The sequence below is a fragment of the Streptomyces sp. NPDC007907 genome (assembly GCF_042959365.1).
GTDB lineage: Bacteria > Actinomycetota > Actinomycetes > Streptomycetales > Streptomycetaceae > Streptomyces > Streptomyces indiaensis.
The window spans coordinates 397,232-418,196 of record NZ_JBIBKR010000004.1 but is presented as its reverse complement, the minus strand read 5'-3'; the positions used below and the strand labels follow the sequence as shown (position 1 = coordinate 418,196).

At 71.3% G+C, this 20,965-nt stretch carries 16 protein-coding genes; 13 read left to right on the top strand and 3 right to left on the bottom strand.

Annotated features, from left to right (window positions below; translation table 11 throughout):
* The first annotated feature begins 155 nt into the window (after positions 1-155).
* The 10 genes from ACFZDI_RS18230 to ACFZDI_RS18185 all read left to right on the top strand — a co-directional run bounded on the left by ACFZDI_RS18230 (position 156) and on the right by ACFZDI_RS18185 (position 10,135).
* Entirely contained in the window at positions 156-1,577 is a 1,422-nt protein-coding gene (locus ACFZDI_RS18230; protein WP_391251657.1) for an extracellular solute-binding protein, read from the top strand.
* Between the two features lie 2 nt (positions 1,578-1,579).
* Positions 1,580-2,458 carry an ABC transporter permease subunit gene (locus ACFZDI_RS18225; protein ID WP_391251656.1) on the top strand — a complete coding sequence of 293 codons (879 nt, stop codon included), beginning with the start codon at positions 1,580-1,582 and terminating at the stop codon, positions 2,456-2,458.
* Positions 2,455-3,279, top strand: a complete 825-nt coding sequence (locus ACFZDI_RS18220; RefSeq protein ID WP_391251653.1) for an ABC transporter permease subunit — start codon at positions 2,455-2,457, stop codon at positions 3,277-3,279. Before ACFZDI_RS18225 ends, ACFZDI_RS18220 begins: the two co-directional genes overlap by 4 nt.
* A complete protein-coding gene (locus tag ACFZDI_RS18215; protein ID WP_391251651.1) occupies positions 3,276-4,364 on the top strand; it encodes an ATP-binding cassette domain-containing protein in 1,089 nt (362 codons plus the stop codon). Before ACFZDI_RS18220 ends, ACFZDI_RS18215 begins: the two co-directional genes overlap by 4 nt.
* Positions 4,361-5,170: a DeoR family transcriptional regulator gene (locus tag ACFZDI_RS18210; protein WP_391251649.1), complete on the top strand. Its 810-nt coding sequence runs from the start codon at positions 4,361-4,363 to the stop codon at positions 5,168-5,170. Before ACFZDI_RS18215 ends, ACFZDI_RS18210 begins: the two co-directional genes overlap by 4 nt.
* A 116-nt stretch (positions 5,171-5,286) precedes the next feature.
* Entirely contained in the window at positions 5,287-6,381 is a 1,095-nt protein-coding gene (locus ACFZDI_RS18205; RefSeq protein ID WP_391251647.1) for an ATP-binding cassette domain-containing protein, read from the top strand.
* The gene (locus tag ACFZDI_RS18200; protein ID WP_234847962.1) at positions 6,378-7,409 is read left to right on the top strand and encodes a 2-hydroxyacid dehydrogenase; all 1,032 of its coding nucleotides are present in this window, start codon (positions 6,378-6,380) and stop codon (positions 7,407-7,409) included. Before ACFZDI_RS18205 ends, ACFZDI_RS18200 begins: the two co-directional genes overlap by 4 nt.
* A 19-nt stretch (positions 7,410-7,428) precedes the next feature.
* Positions 7,429-8,853 carry an FGGY family carbohydrate kinase gene (locus ACFZDI_RS18195; protein WP_391251645.1) on the top strand — a complete coding sequence of 475 codons (1,425 nt, stop codon included), beginning with the start codon at positions 7,429-7,431 and terminating at the stop codon, positions 8,851-8,853.
* Positions 8,854-8,879: 26 nt separating this feature from the next.
* A complete protein-coding gene (locus ACFZDI_RS18190; protein WP_391251642.1) occupies positions 8,880-9,908 on the top strand; it encodes a glycerophosphodiester phosphodiesterase family protein in 1,029 nt (342 codons plus the stop codon).
* On the top strand, positions 9,908-10,135 hold the full coding sequence (locus ACFZDI_RS18185) for a hypothetical protein (RefSeq protein ID WP_234847965.1): 228 nt from the start codon (positions 9,908-9,910) through the stop codon (positions 10,133-10,135). The genes ACFZDI_RS18190 and ACFZDI_RS18185 overlap by 1 nt, the downstream gene beginning before the upstream one ends.
* Before the next feature lie 3 nt (positions 10,136-10,138).
* Here ACFZDI_RS18185 and ACFZDI_RS18180 read toward each other — a convergent pair whose 3' ends face one another.
* Positions 10,139-10,777 carry a DsbA family protein gene (locus ACFZDI_RS18180; protein WP_234847966.1) on the bottom strand — a complete coding sequence of 213 codons (639 nt, stop codon included), beginning with the start codon at positions 10,775-10,777 and terminating at the stop codon, positions 10,139-10,141.
* A 137-nt stretch (positions 10,778-10,914) separates the two neighbouring features.
* Between ACFZDI_RS18180 and pepN the strand changes: the two genes are divergently transcribed.
* Together pepN and ACFZDI_RS18170 are read left to right on the top strand one after the other, a co-directional pair.
* On the top strand, positions 10,915-13,494 hold the full coding sequence (gene pepN / locus ACFZDI_RS18175) for an aminopeptidase N (RefSeq protein WP_391251640.1): 2,580 nt from the start codon (positions 10,915-10,917) through the stop codon (positions 13,492-13,494).
* Positions 13,495-13,690: 196 nt separating this feature from the next.
* Positions 13,691-14,731, top strand: coding sequence for a hypothetical protein (locus ACFZDI_RS18170; RefSeq protein ID WP_391251638.1), 1,041 nt, complete (start codon positions 13,691-13,693; stop codon positions 14,729-14,731).
* A 198-nt stretch (positions 14,732-14,929) separates the two neighbouring features.
* Here ACFZDI_RS18170 and ACFZDI_RS18165 read toward each other — a convergent pair whose 3' ends face one another.
* A complete protein-coding gene (locus tag ACFZDI_RS18165) occupies positions 14,930-16,690 on the bottom strand; it encodes a TIGR03767 family metallophosphoesterase (RefSeq protein WP_391251636.1) in 1,761 nt (586 codons plus the stop codon).
* Positions 16,691-16,938: 248 nt separating this feature from the next.
* Complete coding sequence (locus ACFZDI_RS18160; protein ID WP_234847982.1) at positions 16,939-17,388, bottom strand: NUDIX hydrolase; 450 nt, start codon at positions 17,386-17,388, stop codon at positions 16,939-16,941.
* 242 nt (positions 17,389-17,630) lie between these two features.
* Here ACFZDI_RS18160 and ACFZDI_RS18155 point away from each other — a divergent pair, with 242 nt between their 5' ends.
* On the top strand, positions 17,631-20,942 hold the full coding sequence (locus ACFZDI_RS18155) for a S8 family serine peptidase (protein WP_391251634.1): 3,312 nt from the start codon (positions 17,631-17,633) through the stop codon (positions 20,940-20,942).
* Positions 20,943-20,965 lie beyond the last annotated feature (23 nt).

Genomic DNA, 20,965 nt, shown 5'->3' with positions numbered 1-20,965 from the left:
CGGAACCTCCCACACCGTCGCAGCCGGATCTGTGAACTTCTCACTGTGCCCCGATATTTTCCCCTGCGCGAGGGATTGACGCCCAACTTCAGCCGTTCCACCCTCTGTTAACGAGTCGACTCGACGTGTTAACCAGCTTCCAGGTGGAGGTACGGATGGACACGCACGTGCACGACCGCCGGAGGTTCCTCGCGCTCGCCGCCGGGGCTGCCGCGGCACCCCTGCTCACGGCCTGTGGCGCCGGGTTCGGCGGGGACGACGGCAAGAGCGACGGGTCCGCCGCGGACGACGTCACCGGCTCCTTCGACTGGAAGCGGGAGAAGGGCACCACCGTCAAGGCCCTGCTCAACAAGCACCCGTACACGAACGCGCTCATCGCCGACCTGAAGTCCTTCACCGCGAAGACCGGCATCGAGGTCGAGTACGACGTCTTCCCCGAGGACAACTACTTCGACAAGCTCACCGTGGACCTGTCCAGCGGGCGTGCCTCCTACGACGTCTTCATGCTCGGCGCGTACATGGTGTGGCAGTACGGGCCGCCGGGCTGGCTGGAGGACCTCGGGCCCTGGATGCGCAACTCCGCGGCGACGGGCGCCGAATGGGACCAGGCGGACTTCTTCCCGAACCTGCTCCGGGCCGACCAGTGGTCCCTGAAGGCGGGCGCGCCGCTCGGCCGGGGCGGGCAGTACGCGCTGCCGTGGGGCTGGGAGACCAACGTCGTCGCGTACAACACCGAGGTGTTCCGCAAGCTCGGCCTGAAACCGGCCGAGTCGTTCGACGAGCTGACCGAACTCGCCGGGACCATCACACAGCGGGCGCCGGGCGCGGGCTTCGACGGCATGTACGGCATCGCCGTACGCGGGTCCCGCAGCTGGGCCACCATCCATCCCGGGTTCATGACGATGTACGCCCGCAACGGGCTGCGGGACTTCACGGTCGACGGCGGGAAGCTCACCCCCGCCATGAACAGCTCCGACGCCGTCGCCTTCACCGAGGACTGGGCCGGCATGGTCAAGCGGGGCGGGCCGCCGTCCTGGACGTCGTACACCTGGTACCAGTGCTCCAGCGACCTCGGCGCGAAGAAGGCGGGGATGCTGTTCGACGCCGACACGGCCGCCTACTTCCAGGCGGTGAAGGGCGCGAGCCCCGCCTCCGGGAAGATCGCCTTCCACCCCGGGCCGAAGGGGCGGGACGGCTCGCTCGCCACCAACATGTGGATCTGGTCGCTCGGCATGAACGCCAAGAGCAAGAAGAAGAGCGCCAGTTGGCTGTTCCTGCAGTGGGCGACCGGCAAGGAGCACCTGCGTAAGAGCGCCGTCACCCACAACCACATCGACCCGGTGCGCAAGTCGGTCGCGGACGACGCCGCGTACAAGGACAAGATGCGGCACCTGCCGGGCTTCCTGGAGACCTTCGAGACGGTCGTCGACCAGACGAAGATCCAGTTCACCCCGCAGGCGCAGTTCTTCGACGCGACGACCAGCTGGGCGGCGGCCCTCCAGGAGATCTACGGGGGCAAGGGAGCGAAGTCCGTCCTGGACGGGCTGGCGGATGACCTCGCCGGCAAGGTGGGCTAGCCATGCGGCTCGCGCTGCGGCCGTATCTCCTGATCGTCCCGGCCCTGCTGCTGACCTGCGGGATCCTCTACCCGTTCGGACTCGGCCTGTACTACACGCTGTTCGACTTCTCGGCGAGCAAACCGCAGCCGGACATGGTGCGGTTCGAGAACTACACGACCGTCTTCGCACAGGAGGCGTTCTGGAACTCGGCGTGGGTGACCGTGCTGTACGCGGTCGGGGCGGCCCTCGCCGAGACCGTGCTCGGCGTGGCCGTCGCCCTGCTGCTGCACCGGTCGACGATCGTCGGCCGGATCCTGGAGAAAATCCTGATCCTGCCGCTGATGATCGCCCCGGTGATCGCGGCGATCATCTGGAAGCTGATGCTCCAGCCTTCGGTGGGGGTGGTCAACCACCTGCTGCGCCCCTTCGGGCTGGGCGGCGTGCAGTGGACCGACACCCCGACGGGCGCGCTGCTGTCGTCGATCGCGGTGGACGTGTGGGTCTACACCCCGTTCGTGGCGATCCTCGCCCTGGCCGGGCTGCGGTCGCTGCCCGCCTCCCCGTTCGAGGCGGCGGCCGTGGACGGCGCGGGATGGTGGTACACCTTCCGGCGGCTGACCCTGCCGATGCTGTGGCCGTACGTGCTGGTCGCGGTGATCTTCCGGTTCATGGACTCGCTGAAGGTGTTCGACATCATCTACGCCCTGACCGAGGGCGGGCCGGGTGACGCGACGGTCGTCCTGCAGATCCGGGCGTATCTGGAGGCCATCCGCTTCCAGCGCTACTCCTTCGGGATCTCCTACACGATCGTGCTGTGGGCGGTGGTGTACCTGGCCGCGATGGTGCTGGTGAAGCACCTGGGGAAGATCCAGCGGAAGGCCGCGGAGGTCACCACATGAGGAAACGTGCCCTGGGGTGGCTGGGGGACGCCGCCCTGATCCTCTACTTCGTGTTCGCGCTGTTCCCGATCGCCTGGATGGTGATCCTGTCCCTGAAACCGGCCGACCAGCTCTTCTCCACGTACTTCGCCTTCTCCCCCACCCTCGACGGCTACCGGACGGTCCTCGGCGGGAGCGAGGGCATCCCGTTCGTGCGGTTCTTCGTCAACAGCCTGGTGGTGTCGGTGGGGGCGGTCGCGCTGTCGCTGGTGGTGGGCCTGCCGGCGGCGTACGCCTCGGCCCGGTGGCGGTTCAAGGGCTCCGAGAACCTGATGTTCACACTGCTGTCGTTCCGCTTCGCCCCCGAACTGACGGTGATCATCCCCCTGTTCGTGCTCTACCAGAAGCTCGGGCTGTTCGACACGTACGTCGGCATGGTGTGGGTGCTGCAACTCGTCACGCTGCCGCTGATCGTGTGGATCATGCGGTCCTACTTCGCCGACCTCACCCCGGAGCTGGAGCAGGCGGCCCTCCTGGACGGCTACACCCGTAAGCAGGCGTTCTTCAAGGTGGCCCTGCCGCTGGTCAAGCCGGGCATCGCGGCGGTGTCGCTGCTGGCGTTCATCTTCGCCTGGAACAACTTCGTGTTCCCGCTGATCCTCACCTCCAACGAGGCCCAGACGGTGACCGTGGGCGCCCTGTCCTTCCTCGGCGGTGACCGGCCCAAGTACAACCTCACGGCGGCCGCCGCGCTGGTGTCCGTCGTACCGCCGCTGCTGCTGGCGCTGACGATCCAGCGGTATCTGGTGCGGGGCCTGTCGTTCGGGGCGGTGAAGTCGTGATCCGGCTCAGCGGCATCCGGAAGGCGTACGGGAGGACCGTCGCGCTCGACGGGCTCGAACTGGAGATCCGGGACGGCGAGTTCTTCTGCCTGCTCGGCCCCTCCGGCGCGGGCAAGACGACCACGCTGAAGACCGTCGCCGGGCTCGAACAGCCGGACTCCGGCACGGTCGAGCTCGACGGCGAGGACATGCGGGGCGTCGAGCCGTACGACCGGGGGGTGGCGATGTGCTTCGAGAGCTACGCCCTCTACCCGCACCGCTCCGCCTACGACAACCTGGCCTCGCCGCTGCGCTCGCCCCGCTACCGGCTGCCCGCCGCCGAGGCCCGGCAGCGGATCGGCGCGATCGCCGAACTGCTGGGCATCTCCGCGCTGCTGGACCGGCCCGTGGGCCAGTTGTCCAACGGCCAGCGGCAGCGGGTCGCCCTCGGCCGGGTGCTGGTCCGCCCGGCCCGGGCCTTCCTGCTCGACGAGCCCCTCTCCCACCTCGACGCCAAGCTGCGCCAGCAGATGCGGGCCGAGCTGAAGGCGATCGGGGCCGTGCAGCACACCACCACCCTGTACGTCACCCACGACTCGGTCGAGGCGCTGGCTCTCGGCGACCGGATCGGGGTCATCCGGGAGGGTCGCATCGTGCAGACGGGCACGCGGGAGGAGATCTGGTACCAGCCGTACGACACGGAGGTCGCGCGGGCCTTCGGCCGGCCCCGGATCAACCTGCTGCCGGGCGTGGTGACGGAGAGCGGGGTCGCCGCGGACGGCGGTGTCCTGCTACCGGTCCGCGCGCGGGCCGCCCCCGGCACGGATGTCCTGGTCGGGCTGCGGCCCCGGGACATCACCCTGCACGGCGAGGGCCACGCACTGACGGGAACCGTGTACGTCACCGAGGTGCTCGGCCGGTCCGTCGAGGTGACCGTCCGGCTCGGGACCGGCGAGCAGCGGGTGTCGCTCGTGGCCCCCCGGGCGGACGCGGCGCGCCTTCGTCCGGACGATCCGGTACGGCTCGTGGTCCGGCCTGAGAACCTGCTGCTGTTCGAGGCCGACCGGCCGGAGCGACCGGGACGACGGATAGAGACAGAGTCATGAGCAGCAGCAGTGGTGGACAGCAGGGGCCCGCGGCGCGCCAGGCCGCCATGGCCGAGCAGGTGCTGGCCGACGGTTCGGCGACGGCGGCGGAGCTCGCCGAGCGGTTCGGGGTGAGCCTGATGACCATCCACCGGGACCTCGACGAGCTCGAACGGCAGGGCATCGTACGGAAGTTCCGCGGCGGAGTGACCGCGCAGCCGTCGGGGGTCTTCGAGTCGAACGTGCAGTACCGGCTGAAGACCATGCGGGCCGAGAAGGCAGCCGTCGCCGGGCACGCGCTGCGCATGGTGGAGCCCGGCATGGCGATCCTGCTGGACGACTCCACGTCCACGCTGGAGATAGCCAGGCGGCTGCGCACGGCCGAGGTCACTCCGCTGACGGTCGTGACCAACTTCCTGGAGGCCATCAACCTCCTGTCCGGCCAGCGGGGCATCCACCTGATGGCGCTCGGCGGCGACTACGACCCGCTGCACTCCTCGTTCCTCGGGGTGTCCTGCGTGGAGGCGGTCGAGCAGCTCCGGGTGGACGTGTGCTTCGCGTCGACGTCGGCCGTGCAGGGGGGCTACGCCTACCACCAGGAGCAGCACATCGTGTCGGTGAAGCGGGCGATGCTCGACGCGGCGGCACGCAACGTCCTGCTGATCGACCACACCAAGCTCGGCCGGGTCGCCCTGCACCGGGTCGTCCCGCTGTCCCGCTTCGACACGGTCCTCGTCGACGACGGGGCGTCGCCGGAGGCACTGCGGGACCTGGACGAGCACAAGGTCCGTTACGAGGTGTGCGGCACGCCTGCTCGTGAGCCGTAGGGCGCGCCGGTGCCGAGGGTGCGAGCACGCGGAGGCCCGGAGGGACGAGCACGTTCGCGGCCTCGGTACCGGCTGAAGGCGCCCTGGAGGCGAACGAGCCATGAAAGGGGACGGCCATGACGGGAACGGGACTGGAGCTGTGTGAGCTGCGCAAGACCTACACCGCGCGGGGCCGGCCGGCGGTGGACGCCGTCCGCGGCATCGACCTGAGCCTGCGCTCCGGAGAGCTGCTGGGACTGCTCGGCCCCTCCGGCTGCGGCAAGTCGACCACGTTACGGATGATCGCCGGCCTGGAGTCCGTCACCGGCGGGGACATCCTGGTCGGCGGGACCTCGGTCGTGGAACGGCCCGCCCGGCAGCGGAACATCGGGGTCGCCTTCGAGAACTACGCCCTTTATCCGCCGCTGTCCGTCGCGGAGAACCTGGCGTTCGGCCTGAAGGCCCGGCGCAGGGCCGCCCGGGGGTCCAAGGGGGACGTCGAGCGCAGGGTGAAGGACATCGCCGAGCGGGTCGGTCTGACCGGCCTCCTCGACGCCCGCCCGGCCGGTCTCTCCAGCGGCCAGAAGCAGCGGGTGTCGCTGGCCCGGGCCCTGATCCGGGAACCGGACGTGCTGCTCCTCGACGAGCCGCTCTCCCACCTGGACGCGGCCCAGCGCGACACCACCCGCCGTGAACTCAAGCGCATCCAGAAGGACCTGGGCCACACCACGATCCTGGTCACCCACGATCAGGAGGAGGCCCTCTCCCTCGCCGACCGGATCGCCGTGATGAAGGACGGCGTCATCCAGCAGCTCGGCACCCCCTACGAGATCTACGACAGCCCGGCCAACGTGTTCGTCGCGGACTTCGTCGGCGAACCCGCGATCACCCTGCTGCCCGGCATCTCCGGCGGCGACGGCCACGCACGTCTCTCCGAAGCGGTGCGCATCGCGCTGCCCGTGCGGGTGGAACGGGGGCGGGAGGTGGTGGTCGGGATCCGCCCCGAGGACGTCCGGCTCACCGGGGAGGGCGGTCTGCCCGCCCGGGTCGTCGCCCACGAACCGCTTCTGGAGTCGGGCCTGGCGACCCTCGCCCTGGACGGGGTCGAACGGCCGCTGGTCGTCCTCACCGACCCCGAGGTACGACTCGCCCACGACGAACGGGTCCGGGTCGCCGCGGATCCACAGCACACCCATGTCTTCGACGCCGAGACGGGAGACTCCCTGCGATGACTGCCGGAAACAGTGTGCGGGTGGTGGCCGCCGGTGACCACTTCGTCCTGCCGTCGCTGATCGCGCGTGCGGTGCGGCACGAGGTGGCGCGCGCCGACGTGACGGAACTGAGGCTCGGCTGGCCGCTGGAGCCGTTCGGGCCGGTCGCCGAGGTGCAGGAGGCCAGTGACGCCGAGGACGCGGTGATCGAGGCGCTGGCCGGGGCGGAGGTCCTGGTCACGCAGATGGGCCCGGTCACCGAGAAGGTCCTCGCCGCCTGCCCGGAGCTGAAGCTGGTCGTGGTCTGCCGGGGAGGGCCGGTCAACGTCAACCTGGACGCGGCGAAGAACCGTGGCGTGCGGGTCTGCTTCGCGCCGGGCCGCAACGCCGCCGCCACCGCCGAGTTCACCGTCGGGATGATGCTGGCCGCCCTGCGCCGCATCCCCCAGGCCCACGATCCGCTCGCCCGGCGCGGCAGTTGGGAGGGGGCGACGTACTACACGTACGAGCACAGCGGCCTGGAGCTGGAGGACCTGCCCGTCGGTCTGGTCGGGTACGGGGCGGTCGGCAGCCGGGTCGCACGCGTGCTGTGCGCGTTCGGGGCGCGGGTGATGGTGCACGACCCGTATGTGCACGGCGAGATCCACGGTCTGCGGATGGCCTCGCTGGACGAACTCCTCGGCCGCTCGCAGGTGATCACCCTGCACGCCCGGCTCACGCCCGAGACGCGGGGGCTGATCGGCGCCCGGGAGCTGGCGCTGCTGCCGTCCGGCGCGGTGGTGGTGAACGTGGCCCGGGGGCCGCTGCTGGACGAGGGCGCGCTGTGCGACGCGCTGGTGAGCGGCCGGGTGTCGGCGGCGGCGCTCGACACCTACGAGCGGGAGCCGCTGCCGCCCGATTCCCGGCTGCTGCAACTCGCCGACCGTGTGGTCCTCACCCCTCACCTGGGCGGGGCGTCGCGGGCGGTCGCGGAGAAGGCCGCCCGGATCGCCGCCGGAGAGGTGGGCCGCTGGGTGCGCGGGGAGCCGCTCGCGCACTGTCTGACCTGAGGACCGGGAGGAGAGCCGCATGTACGTGGGGATCGATGTGGGGACGTCCGTGGTCAAGGCGGCGGCCTTCGACGCCACGGGCCGCCAACTGGCGGTGGAGTCCCGCCCGGTGGGCCTGACCCTGCGGGACGGTGTCGTCGAGCAGGACATGGAGGAGGTGTACGGGGAGGTCGTCGCGGTGCTCGGGGCGCTGACCTCCGCCGTGGCCGAGCCCGTCGAGCTGGCCGGGCTCACCGGGCAGGGCGACGGGGTGTGGCTGGTCGACGACGAGGGCCGGCCGGTGCGCCCCGCCGCCTCGTGGATGGACGGGCGGGCGCACGAGCTGGTCGACCGGTGGCTGGCGGACGGCACGTTCGAGACGGTGTTCCGGCGCACGGGCAGCGCGATGTTCCCCGGCTGCCCGGGCCCCCTGCTGGCATGGCTGGATGGTCGTGAACCGGAGGCGCTGGACGCCGCGACGGCCGCCCTGTACTGCAAGGACATGGTGTTCCAGCGGCTGACGGGAGCCGCGGCGACGACGGATGTGTCGGACGCGTCGATGCCGTTCCTCGACCCGCGAACCCGGACGTACGACGACCGGGTCGTGGAACTGCTGGGCCTGACCCACCGGCGCGGTCTGCTCGCCCCGGTCAGTGACCCGGTCGCGACCGCCGAGACGCGGGGCGAGGGCCTGCCGTCCGGGACCCGGATCGCGAACGGGCCGTACGACCTGCCGGCCTGCGCGCTGGGCGCCGGGGTGACGTCCCCGGGCGACGGTCTGCTGATCGTCGGCACGTGTCTGGCCAGTCTGGTCGCCACCACAGAACTGGACCTGAGCGGTGAGCCGGCGGGTCTGTACATCTCCACCGACCGGCCCGGGCACTGGCTGCGCGCCATGCCCGCCATGGTCGGCACGGCGGCGCTGGACTGGGTGCTGTCGACGACCGGGGTGCGGCACGAGGAGGTGGACGGTCTGCTGGCCGGGACCCCGCCGGGCGCGCACGGCGTCCGGGTACTGCCGTACTTCGCGCCCTCCGGCGAACGCGCCCCCTTCGTCGAGCCTCGGCTGCGGGCCGAACTCACGGGCATCTCCGTGGAGTCGACCCGGGGCGATCTGGTCCGCGCCACCTGTGAGGGCATCGGGTACGCGGCCCGGCACTGCCTGGAGGCGGCGGGCCTCACCGGGAGCCTGGCCGTGTGCGGCGGCGGCACCCGCAGCTCCGCCTGGACGCGGCTGCTGGCCGATGTGCTGGGCCGGCCGCTGCGGGTGGTCGAGGGCGAGGTGGGCGCTCGGGGGGCGGTCCTGGCGGCGGCCGAGCGGTACGGGGTCGGGCTGGACGCGGTGGCCTGGACGAAGCCGACGGCGGTCGTCGAGCCGGACCCGGAGCGGGCCGCCTTCTACACGAGGGGGTACGCGGAGCACCTGGACCGGCTGTCACAGGCCCGGGACCGGGCCCGCCAGTGAACCCGCCTTCCGGGAAGGGGAGTTGCATGCAGCTCGGACGGAGATCCCTCCTGCTCGCGGCGGCCGCGGGAACCGCCACGGCCACCACGGCGGGCGCAGCGCCCGGCAGGAGCGACGGCCCCGTGGTCATCGGTCACCGCGGCGCGGCCGGCTGGCGCCCGGAGCACACGGCGCCCTCGTACACCTACGCGGTGCAGACGGGCGCCGACTGGATCGAGCCGGATCTGGTGCCGACGAAGGACCACGTGCTGGTGGTCCGGCACGAGAACGAGATCTCCCGGACGACCGACGTGGACCGGCACCCGGAGTTCGCGGACCGCCGTACGACGAAGACGGTCGACGGGCGGCCGGTCACCGGCTGGTTCACGGAGGACTTCACCCTGGCCGAACTGAAGACGCTGCGGGCGGTGGAGCGGCTGCCCGCGGTCCGCAACCGCAACACCGTGTTCGACGGGCGCGCGGAGGTGATGACGTTCCAGGAGGTCGTGGACCTGGCACGGCGGCTGTCGCGGGAGCACGGCCGGACGGTCGCGGTGTTCCCGGAGACCAAGCATCCGACGTACTTCCGCTCGATCGGCCTGCCGCTGGAGCCGAAGCTGGCCGCGGCGGTCCGCCGCAACCGGCTCGGCCGGCGCGAGTGCGTGGTGCAGTCCTTCGAGCCGACGAGCCTGCAGCGCATGACGGGCCTGGGGGTACCGCTGTGGCAGGCGCTGGGGACGACGGGCGGACCCCACGACCTGCCCTCGACGACGTACCGGGACATGATGACGCCGGAGGGCCTGAGGGGAATCGCGCGGTACGCGGACTGGATCGGGCCGGACAAGTCGTCGCTGGTCGGCACCTCGCTGGTCGCGGACGCGCACGCGGCGGGGCTGCGGATCGGCCCGTACACCTTCCGCGCGGAGAACCAGTTCCTGCCGGAGCGGTTCCGGCGCGGGAGCGGATCGAACGATTTCGGGGACGCGTTCGCCGAATACGCGCTGTACTACCACATGGGGGTCGATGCGGTCGTCACCGACTTCCCGGACCTGGCGGTGATCGCGAGGAGGGGCTGATGACGGTGAGCCGGGCGTGCCGGACCTGCGGCAGCATGCAGGAGTTCCGGATGTTCAACGCCGCCGAGCGGGCGGCGGTCCGGGCGGAGAAGGGGGCCGGGCACTTCGTGGACGACTACTGGCGCTGCACGGCCGTCGGCTGCCGGTGGTACCAGCGCTACCTCAACCGCGGCGAGGACGGCCTGCTCCCGGAGGAGCTGAAGATCCAGGCCGTCCCCGCCGAGTGAGCCCTACAGGTTGGAGAAGTCCGGGCCCTTGGTGCGGGTGCGCTTGATCTCGTAGAAGCCGGGGACCGAGGCCACGGCGAGGGTGCCGTCCCAGAGGCGGCCGGCTTCCTCGCCCTGCGGGGCCGGGGTGACGACGGGGCCGAAGAAGGCGATCTGCTCGCCGTCGGCTCCGGGCACGGCGATGACCGGGGTGCCGACGTCCTGCCCGACCTTCTCGATGCCCTCCTTGTGGGAGGCGCGCAGCTCCGCCTCGTACGGGGTGGAGTCCCAGTGCTCCAGGAGGGACTCGGGCAGGCCGACGTCCTTCAGGGCGGCGGCGACGGTCTCCTTGCCGGGGCCCTCGGCCCGGTTGTGGATGCGGGTGCCGAGCGCGGTGTACAGGTCGCCGAGCACCTCGGGGCCGTGCTCCTGCTGCGCCGCTATGACGACCCGGACGGGGCCCCACGCCTTGGTCTCCAGCAGCTCGCGGTACTCCTCGGGCAGCTCGTCGAGCCTGTTCTCGTTCAGGACGGCGAGGCTCATGAGGTGCCAGCAGACCTCGATGTCCCTGACCTTCTCCACCTCCAGCACCCAGCGGGAGGTCATCCAGGCCCAGGGGCACAGCGGGTCGAACCAGAAGTCGACGGGGGTCTTGTCCGACATGTCTCTCCTCGGGAGGCAACCGTTTCTCCGGCAACGCCGGTATGCGCTCGCCTCATTCCCGGCTGCCCCGTGTCAGGTGCGCGTGGCAGGATCGGTCCTGTTCAGCCGTACCCCACGACAACCGAGGAGTGCCGCCCGTGCCCGGTGAGAATCTGTCCCGCGACGAGGCCCGCGAGCGGGCCGCCCTGCTGAGCGTCGACGGGTACGAGGTGTCCCTCGACCTGCGTTCCGCGGTCGGTGAGGACCGGGGGGACGGGCCCCGCACCTTCCGCTCCGTCACGACGGTCCGCTTCCGCTGCACCGAGCCCGGGGCGAGCACCTTCGCGGACCTGATCGCGCCGAGTGTGACGGCCGTCTCACTCAACGGCCGTGATCTGGACCCCGGGGAGGTCTTCGACGGCTCCCGGATCACGCTGGAGGACCTGGCCGCGGACAACGAGCTGGTGGTGGACGCCCAGTGCGCCTACTCCCGCACCGGCGAGGGCCTGCACCGCTTCGTCGACCCCGAGGACGGTGAGGTGTACCTGTACACGCAGTACGAGCCGGCCGACTCCCGCCGGGTCTTCGCGAACTTCGAGCAGCCCGACCTGAAGGCCCCCTACCGCTTCGAGGTGCGGGCGCCCGAGGGCTGGACGGTGTGGAGCAACGGGGCCGGTGAGCAGGCCGACGGGGTGTGGCGGTTCGCCGAGACCAAGCCGATCTCGACGTACATCACGTGCGTGGTGGCCGGCCCGTACCACTACGTCACGGACTCCTACACGCGCACCCTCGCGGACGGCACCACGCTGGAGATCCCGCTCGGCGCCCTGTGCCGCAAGGGCCTCGCGCCCCACTTCGACGCCGACGACGTGTTCCTGGTCACCAAGCAGGGTCTGGACTTCTTCCACGACCACTTCGACTTCCCGTACCCGTTCGGGAAGTACGACCAGGCGTTCGTGCCCGAGTACAACCTGGGCGCGATGGAGAACCCGGGCCTGGTGACGTTCCGGGAGGAGTTCATCTTCCGCGGGAAGGTGACACAGGCGTCCTACGAGGGCCGGGCCAACGTCATCCTGCACGAGATGGCGCACATGTGGTTCGGCGACCTGGTCACCATGGAGTGGTGGGACGACCTGTGGCTGAAGGAGTCCTTCGCGGACTTCATGGGCGCGTTCTCGCTCGTGGGCGCGACCCGCTTCGCGGGCGGCTGGATCACCTTCGCCAACCGCCGCAAGGCCTGGGCCTACCGGGCCGACCAGCTGCCCTCCACGCACCCGATCACCGCGGACATCCGCGACCTCCAGGACGCCAAGCTCAACTTCGACGGCATCACGTACGCCAAGGGCGCGTCGGTGCTCAAGCAGCTCGTGGCGTACGTCGGTGAGGAGGCGTTCCTGGAGGGCGCCCGGCGCTACTTCAAGCGGCACGCGTACGGCAACACGCGCCTCGGCGACCTGCTGTCGGTGCTGGAGGAGACCAGCGGCCGGGACATGAGCGCCTGGTCGCGGTCCTGGCTGCAGACGGCCGGGGTGAACGCGCTGACGCCGCAGGTGCTGCTGGACGCGGACGGCCGCGTCGATGAGCTGGCGGTGGTCCAGGAGGCCGCCGAGTCCCACCCCGAACTGCGTCCGCACCGGGTGGCGGTGGGGCTGTACCGGGTGACGGGCGGCGGGGTGCTGGAGCGCTACGCGCGCGTGGAGACCGACGTCGACGGCCCCCGGACGGTCGTGGCGGAACTCGCCGGGTCCGAGGCGCCCGATCTGGTCCTGGTCAACGACGACGACCTGACCTACTGCAAGATCCGCTTCGACGAGACGTCGCTGGCGACGCTGCGCGAGCACCTGGGCGCGATCACCGACCCGCTGGCGCGTGCCCTGTGCTGGTCGGCGCTGTGGAACATGACGCGTGACGCGCTGCTCCCGGCCCGGGACTTCGTGGACCTGGTGCTGCGCTTCGGCGGCCGCGAGTCCGAGATCGGCGTCGTGCAGATGCTGCACGCGTGGGCGGAGTCGGCGGTCACGCACTACACGGCGCCCGCCCGGCGGGAGACGGCCGCGCGGCTGCTCGCCGAGGGCGCCCGGCGGGAGCTGTACGCGGCCGGGCCGGGCAGCGAGCACCAGCTCGCCTGGGCGCGCTTCTTCGCCCGGACGGCCGCCGCCGAGGCCGACTTCGCGCTGCTGCGGGACCTGCTCGCGGGCACGGTGGCGGTCGAGGGCCTCGACCTGGACCAGGAGCTGCGCTGGGTGTTCCTGGAGCCGCTGGCCGCGCACGGCGTGGTGGACGAGAAGGCGCTGGCCGAGGAGCTGACCCGGGACGACACGGCCTCCGGCAAGCGGCACCAGGTGCGCTGTCTGGCCGCCCGGCCGTCCGAGGCGGTCAAGGCGCAGGCGTGGGCGCAGGTCGTGGAGTCGGACGCGCTGTCCAACGCCATGGTCGAGGCGACCATCTCCGGCTTCTCCCAGGGCTCGCAGCGGGAGCTGATCGCGCCGTACGCGGGGAAGTACTTCGCGGCGATCGAGCGGGTGTGGGCCGAGCGGTCGATCCAGATCGGCATGCACGTGGTGCAGGGCCTGTTCCCCTCGCTGCAGCAGTCCCGGGAGACGCTGGACGCCGCGGACGCGTGGCTGGACGCCCACGAGGAGGCGGCTCCGGCGCTGCGCAGGCTGGTGCTGGAGTCCCGTGACGACCTGGCACGGGCGTTGCGTGGACAGGCGTGCGACGAGGCCGCTGACCAGTAGCTTTGGCCTGAGATCGGGGCGTTCCGTCTTCGTTACGAGACGCATGCCCCGTGAGCCGTAACCCCTGGCCCGCACCCGAACGGACCAGGGGATTTCGGCATCCGAACATCCGTCCTTCAGCGCTGGGTTGTCCGTTTTTGTCGACGGACCTGTAACAGCGGTTCAAGCAGGGCCGGGGCGCGGGAAATTGCGGGGCATGACCCACAACACCCCGCTCTCCCCCCGCCCGCTGCACGAGCTGTCCGGCGGTGGCCGCCCCCGCGTGATGACGACGGCACAGCTCCGCTCGCACGGTGTGTCCACGGCCGAGACGAACGACCAGTGCCGTGCGGGCGGCCCCTGGCAGCTGTTCCTCCCGGGCGTGGTCCTGCTCCATCCGGGACCGCCGACCAGCGAGGAGCGGCTGCACGCGGTGCTGATGTACGCGGCGCGGGAACGCGGCACCGGGGTGCCCACCCAGCCCGGGGCGAGCCGGCCGCACGCCCCCGCCCACCCCGAGGTGATGATCACGGGCCTGGCCGCGCTGACGCTGCGCGGCTTCTCCTCCAGTCCCCCGCTGCCGTCCCTGGACGCGATCGACGTCCTGGTCCCGCGGATGCGGCGGCTGCGCTCCACGGGCTGCGCGCGCGTCGTCCGCACGCCCGTCATGCCCGAACCCGAGCAGGTCACGGGGGTGCCGGTGGCACCGGTGGCCCGCGCCCTGGCCGACGCGGTGGCCGGACTCGCGGACGCCGGCACCGTCCGCCGGCTGCTCACGGAGGCGGTCCGCGGCGCCCACTGCGACCCGGCGGCCGTGGTCCGCGAACTGGTCCAGGCCCGGCTGCTGGGCCGCCCGCACGTCGTGGACGCGGTGGAGTCCCTGCTCGCCGAGGGCCGGGCCCGCGCGGAGGACCGGCTGTACCGGATGATCGCCGAGTACGGCCTGCCCGACCCGGTCTGGAACGTCGATCTGCGCCTGCCGGGCGGCCCCTACCTCGGCGGCCTGGACGCGTACTGGCCCGAGCAGGCGGTGGCGGTGGAGATCGACACCCGGGCTCCCCGGCCGGACGACGACGCCCTGTGCTCCGAGTACGCGCGCAAGCGCGAGCACCTGGAGCGGCTGGGCATCACGGTCGTCCACATCACCCCGAGGAAGCTGCGCGAAGCCCCCGAGCAGCAGGCGACGGTGCTCCGCACGGCCCTGATGGCCTCCGCCGACCGCGAACCGGCCGCGCACGTCCTGGTGCTGCCCCGTTAGCGACGGACACGGGGGCAGGACCAGGAGGGGCGAGGAGGGGCCGCCGGAACACGCCGGCGGCCCCTCCTCCTGCCTGTGGCGGCTACGTGCCGCAGAACTCCGCCTCGATGATCGCGCCGCTCTTCTCGAGTTGTATCGGGAGAGGGGACCCCGGCTGCCCGGCCGGGGGTTGACCGGGGCCGGGCGGTTGAGCGGTTTTCAGCCCTTCTTCAGCACCAGCTCGGTGTTGCGGTCCTCCGGGTCGCCGCCGAGGGTTTTCCTCGCGCCGGGGGCGTTGAGGGACAACTCGCGGTAGAGCGCCGCGAGTCCGGTCTGGGAGAGGTCGGAGAAGTCCGTGCGGTGCGGGGCCGAGGACTCCACCAGCGTGGTGAACAGGGAGATCGTGCCGTCCTTGTTGTCGGTCAGCTCGATGACGCGGGCGAGTTGCGGGAAGTCGACGTGGGAGGCGGTGGAGATCTCCCAGAAGGTGCCGCCGCCGGACATCGCGTGCGGTGTGATGACGTTCTTGTGGATGTGCCCGTTCACCCAGGCCAGCACCCGGGGGTGGTTGCCGAGCAGCGCGAGGACCTCCTGGCCGTCGTGGCGGCGCTCGCCGGGCCTCGCCGGGTCGCTGCGCAGGTTGGTCATCGTCTTGCTGGTGTGATGGCTGAAGATCACCGCGTAGGAGTCCTTGTTCTCCCGCAGTGTCCTGTCGAGCCACTTCAGCTGGGCCGTGCCGATGGACCCCTCGTAATGGCCGCCGGAGTCGGTGGTGTCCAGGCTGATGCCGATCACGTCGTCGGAGACGCGGAAGGCGTAGTACTGGGTGTTCGCGTCCACGTTGGCCGAGGAGTAGCCGTGGCCGGCCGGGCCGACACCGCGGTGGGCCGGGTCGAGGTGCGCCTTCAGGTACTCGGCCGGCGTGTAGGGCGCGCGCCGCTCGTCGGGGGTCACCGAACGCATCGAGCGGGCATGGGACTTCAGGAAGTCGTGGTAGCGGACGCCCCGGGGGTCGCGGGCCTTCTTGATCTGCGCCTGGAGCTGCTGCGCCTCGGCCGCGGTCACGTTCATCAGCTTCTTGCCGCCGACGGCGAGCTCGGTGAGGTACGAGTCGCCGTGCGACGCGTAGCAGCCCATCGGCAGGGAGTCGTGGTTGCCTACGGTCGAGTACCAGGGCAGGTTGAGGCCGGGGCTGCGCACCTCACGGATGGCGGCCTTCAGGAAGCCGTCGAGGTGGGGGAAGCCGACCTGCTTGTCGCTGTCGCGGACGGCGGCGTCGGGCTGCCAGTACTGCTTGAGGCCGCTGTTCTGGACGCCCTCGTAGCGGCGCGGGTCCCCGGTGTTGGGTGTGATGCGCCCACCGCTCATGACCTTCATGTACCAGTCCAGCTCGGACCTGGCGTTGTTGTCGGTGTTGTCGCCGGTGGTCATGGCGAAGTGCAGCGGGGCGCCGGTGACGGGTCCGCCGCGCAGCGCGTTGATCCGCTCCACGAGCGCGATCGCGCCCTGCACGGTCAGCGCCTCGTGCGGCCGCCAGGCGTGGATGTCCGCCGCGCGCAGGTACTCCAGGCGCAGCGGGTGCTGGGCGTCGATGATGTGCAGGTCGGTGAGCTGCACGAACGCTGCGAGCGCGGTACGGCGCCCGGCACGGCCGGACTTGGGCGCGGCCAGGTCGGAGCGGACGACTCTGCTCCAGCCGGGGCCGTCACCGAGACGCCGGTAGCCGGAGGCGCCGCGCGGGGTGGCGACGTTCGCCACGGTGGTGCCCTTGGTGTAGGGGGCGAGCGGCGCGGCCGGGGCCTGCCGCGAGGAGGCGGCGACGGCCTGGGTGGCCTGCCGGGTGCCCGTGGCGGCCTGGCTGTCGCCGGGCCGCAGGGCGTAGCCGACGCCCGCGGAGAGGGCGACCGCTCCTCCGGCGGCGAGGACGGAACGACGGTGGATGCCCTGGCCGGAGCCGGCGACTGAGCGTATGCGCGACATGCGCTTCTCTCCCCGAGTGCGAACGCGTCGGCAGTGGTCGCGGGGTGTTCTTGACGTGAACACCCCGCTCGTACTGGATCGTTGGCAGCGGGGATGACCTGCGCGTGAACGAGGTGGCAACGCGCAACGCCGATCACCGTACGTGGATCTTGGCCCACCCGGTGTGTCGTCGCGCGCTCCGGATACGGCCCGGAGCCGGTCACGCGGCGTTCATCTTGCGGGGTACCGCACCTGGTTCGGGCTCCGTGTCACCGCGCCCGGTTCGGGGTGTCGGCCAGCCGTCCGGTGGGCGGGCGTTCGCGCCACATCCGCAGGGCGACGTCGACCAGGGACACCCGGACCAGGCCGGGGACCGCCTCCAGGTCCTGCCAGGCGGCGAGGTCGGTGGAGCCGTTCACCTCGTTGCGCAGTGCGCCGCCGATGATCCGGCCCTCGTAGACGAGGCGGACGCCGTGGTGGTCGACGGGCGCTCCGAAGCCCTTGCGGAAGACGCGGTGCGAGGAGTCCACGCCGAGCAGCCCGGTCACCTCGATGCGGTACCCGGTCTCCTCCTCCACCTCCCGCCGGACGGTGTCGTAGGGGTCCTCGCCGTGCTCCGTTCCGCCGCCCGGGACGACCCACTCGGGCGTGCCGTCCTGGGCGGGTGAGCGGGCGAGGAGGATCTGTCCGTCCCGGACGCATATGGCGTAGGCCGCCACCCTCAACTTCTGTCGCACTCCGGGACGTTAACCGATTTCTTCACCACCTTCGGGACTGATGTCCACAAATCGCATCGCGGGTTTTCCCCATACATCCATTTCGTTTGGGTCAACTCTCCCCATAGGAGTCCCCCTTACGTAAGGCTGTGCGATCGTCCGGGCCTGCCGTTCGGACCGTGTGCGACCAGGGCTGATCGGCCCCGGCCGCTTCCCGCTCGTTCCTTTACCTACAAGGGATGCCGATGACCCCTCCCACTCCGCGCGATCAGATATCGGGCCCGAGACGCGTGGTCCGCGTCGCCGTGGCCGCCGGTCTCGTCGCCGCGCTCTCCGCGGCCGGGCCGATCCCGCTGGCCTTCTCCGCCGACGGCCCGGGCGCGGACGCCCCGGCCGACCCGGGCGTGAAGTCCGCACCCGCCAAGCTCGGTTCGGACGACGCGGACCTGCTCTCGGAGGCCAAGGCCGACGGCGACAAGACCGTCACGATGATGATCGCCACCGCGCCCGGGAAGACCGAGCAGGTCGCCGGGCAGCTGGACGCGGTCAAGGGCGGCTCGGTGGGCCGGGCCGACGACAAGCTGGGCTACGTCCGCGCCACCGTCCCGACGGCCAAGGCGGACGCGGCGATCGCCGCCGCCGCCAAGCTGTCCTCCGTGCACGGCATCGACCTGCGCGAGGAGATCCCGCTGGACGACCCGACGCCGAGCGCGGACACCGCCAAGGGCGCCGAGGCCGCGCAGGGGACGTACCCCGCGCCGGGGAAGAAGACCCCGGCCGAGAACCCGTACAACCCGTCCTTCGAGACGGGCGCGGTCGACTTCGTCGAGGACCACCCGAAGGCGGACGGCCGCGGCGTCACCATCGGCATCCTCGACTCCGGCGTGGACCTCGGCCACCCGGCGCTGCAGAAGACGACGACCGGTGAGCGGAAGATCGTCGACTGGGTGACGGCCACCGATCCGATCATCGACAACGACAGCACCTGGCGTCCGATGGTCACGGCCGTGTCCGGCCCGGCCTTCAGCTACCAGGGCCAGTCGTACAAGGCGCCGGCGGGCTCCTACGCCGTCAGCCTCTTCAAGGAGTCGTACACCGCCGGCGGCGACGCCAAGGGCGACGCCAACCGCGACGGCGACACCACCGACGTCTGGGGCGTGCTGTACGACGCCACGACCGGCACGGTCCGGGTCGACCTGAACAACAACAACGACTTCGGCGACGACGCGCCGATGAAGCCGTACAAGGACGGTCAGCAGGTCGGGTACTTCGGCACCGACGACCCGAAGACCGACGTCGCCGAGCGGCAGCCGTTCGTCGTGGAGATCCGCAAGGACGTCCCGATGGACCCGCTGGGCGGCTCCTGGGTCGGCAAGAAGTCCGACTTCGTCAACATCGGCGTCATCGAGTCCGAGCACGGCACGCACGTCGCCGGCATCACCGCCGCCAACGGCCTGTTCGGCGGCAGGATGAACGGCGCCGCCCCCGGCGCCAAGCTGGTCTCCTCGCGCGCCTGCACCTGGTCCGGCGGCTGCACCAACGTGGCGCTCACCGAGGGCATGATCGACCTCGTCACCAAGCGCGGCGTCGACATCGTCAACATGTCCATCGGCGGCCTGCCCGCGCTGAACGACGGCAACAACGCGCGCGCCGAGCTGTACACGCGCCTCATCGACACCTACGGCGTCCAGCTGGTGATCTCCGCGGGCAACTCCGGCCCCGGCGCCAACACCATCGGCGACCCGGCCCTGGCCGACAAGGTCATCTCGGTCGGCGCGTCCGTCTCCAAGGAGACCTGGGCCGCCAACTACGGCTCGGTCGTGGAGAAGAAGTACGCGATGATGCCGTTCTCCTCGCGCGGCCCGCGTGAGGACGGCGGCTTCACGCCGACCCTGGTCGCCCCGGGTGCGGCGATCAACACCACGCAGACCTGGCTGCCGGGCTCCCCGGTCGCCGAGGCGGGCTACTCCCTGCCGGCCGGCTACTCGATGCTCCAGGGCACCTCGATGGCCTCCCCGCAGGCCACGGGCGCCGCGGCGCTGCTGGTGTCGGCCGCCAAGCAGAAGAAGATCGACCTCACGCCGGCGACCCTGCGCACGGCCCTCACCTCGACCGCCGACCACATCAAGGGTGTGCAGGCGTACGAGGAGGGCGCGGGCCTGATGAACATCCCCGACGCCTGGGACGCGATCCGCGACGACGCGACCTCCCACTCCTACACGGTCAAGGCGCCGGTCGACACCGCGATCGACCAGTTCCTGAAGACCCCGGGCTTCGGCACGGGCCTGTACGACCGTGAGGGCGGCCTGAAGGCCGGCCAGAAGAAGACGTACGAGATCACCCTGACCCGTACGTCCGGCGCCGACAAGGCGATCCGCCACGAGCTGCACTTCGAGAACAACGCGGGCGGCACGTTCCGCGTCGTCGGCTCCGACGAGGTGAAGCTGCCGCTGAACCAGCCGGTGACCGTCAAGGTCCAGGCCGCGCCGAAGTCCGCGGGCATCAAGAGCGCCATCCTGGAGGTCGACGACCCCAGGACCGAGGGCATCGACCGGCAGGTCCTCAGCACGGTCGTGGTCGCCGCGCCGCTGAAGTACACGTACACGGCGAAGAGTTCGGTGCAGCGCAACAGCACCCGGCACTACTTCGTCACCGTCCCCGAGGGCGCAAAGACGCTCGAGGTCGCGATGAGCGGGCTGAAGGACAAGAGCCAGACCCGGTTCATCTCCATCCACCCGTACGGCACGCCGTCGGACCCGTCGTCGACGGTCAACTGCTACCCGAACTACGTCAACCCGGCCAACACCTGCCGTCCGGACGTGCGTTCCTACGCCGACCCGCAGCCGGGCGTCTGGGAGATCGAGGTCGAGTCGCGCCGCACGTCGCCGCTGCTGGACAACCCGTACCAGCTGGACGTCGCCGTGCTCGGCGCGGCCTTCGACCCGGAGACGGTGACCGTGCCCGAGGCGAAGGTCGGCACTCCGGCCGCCGCCTCCTGGAAGGTGACTAACGGCTTCGCCGCGCTCGACGGCAAGCTGGTGGGCGGCCCGCTGGGCTCGGCCAAGGCGGCCCGCCCCTCGATCAAGCAGGGCGAGACGCAGACCACGAAGGTGGAGGTGCCCGCGGGCGCCAAGTCCCTCGACGTCGCCATCGGCTCGGTGTCGGACAACGCCGCCGACCTGGACCTCGCCGTGTACGACGCGTCCGGCACGCAGGTCGGCAGCTCCGCCGACGGCGACTCGGAGGAGTCGGTCTCCATCCCGTCCCCGGCCGCCGGCACGTACTCGATCCAGGTCGTCGGCTACGCCGTGCCGGCCGGCACCACCGAGTACGACTACCGGGACGTGTTCTTCTCCCCCTCCCTCGGCAGCGTCACCGTCGACGGATCGGCGCCGGTGAAGCTCGGCACGGGCGACTCGGCGACCGTCTCGGGCAGCGTCACCGCCGCCGCGGCCGCTCCCGAGGGGCGTGAGTTCTTCGGCCAGGTCCAGCTGGTCAACGCGCGCGGCACGGCCGCGGGCGTGGGCAGCGTGAAGATCGAGAAGGTCCTGCCGTAGCGGTACCACGGCGAGCGCGGGGC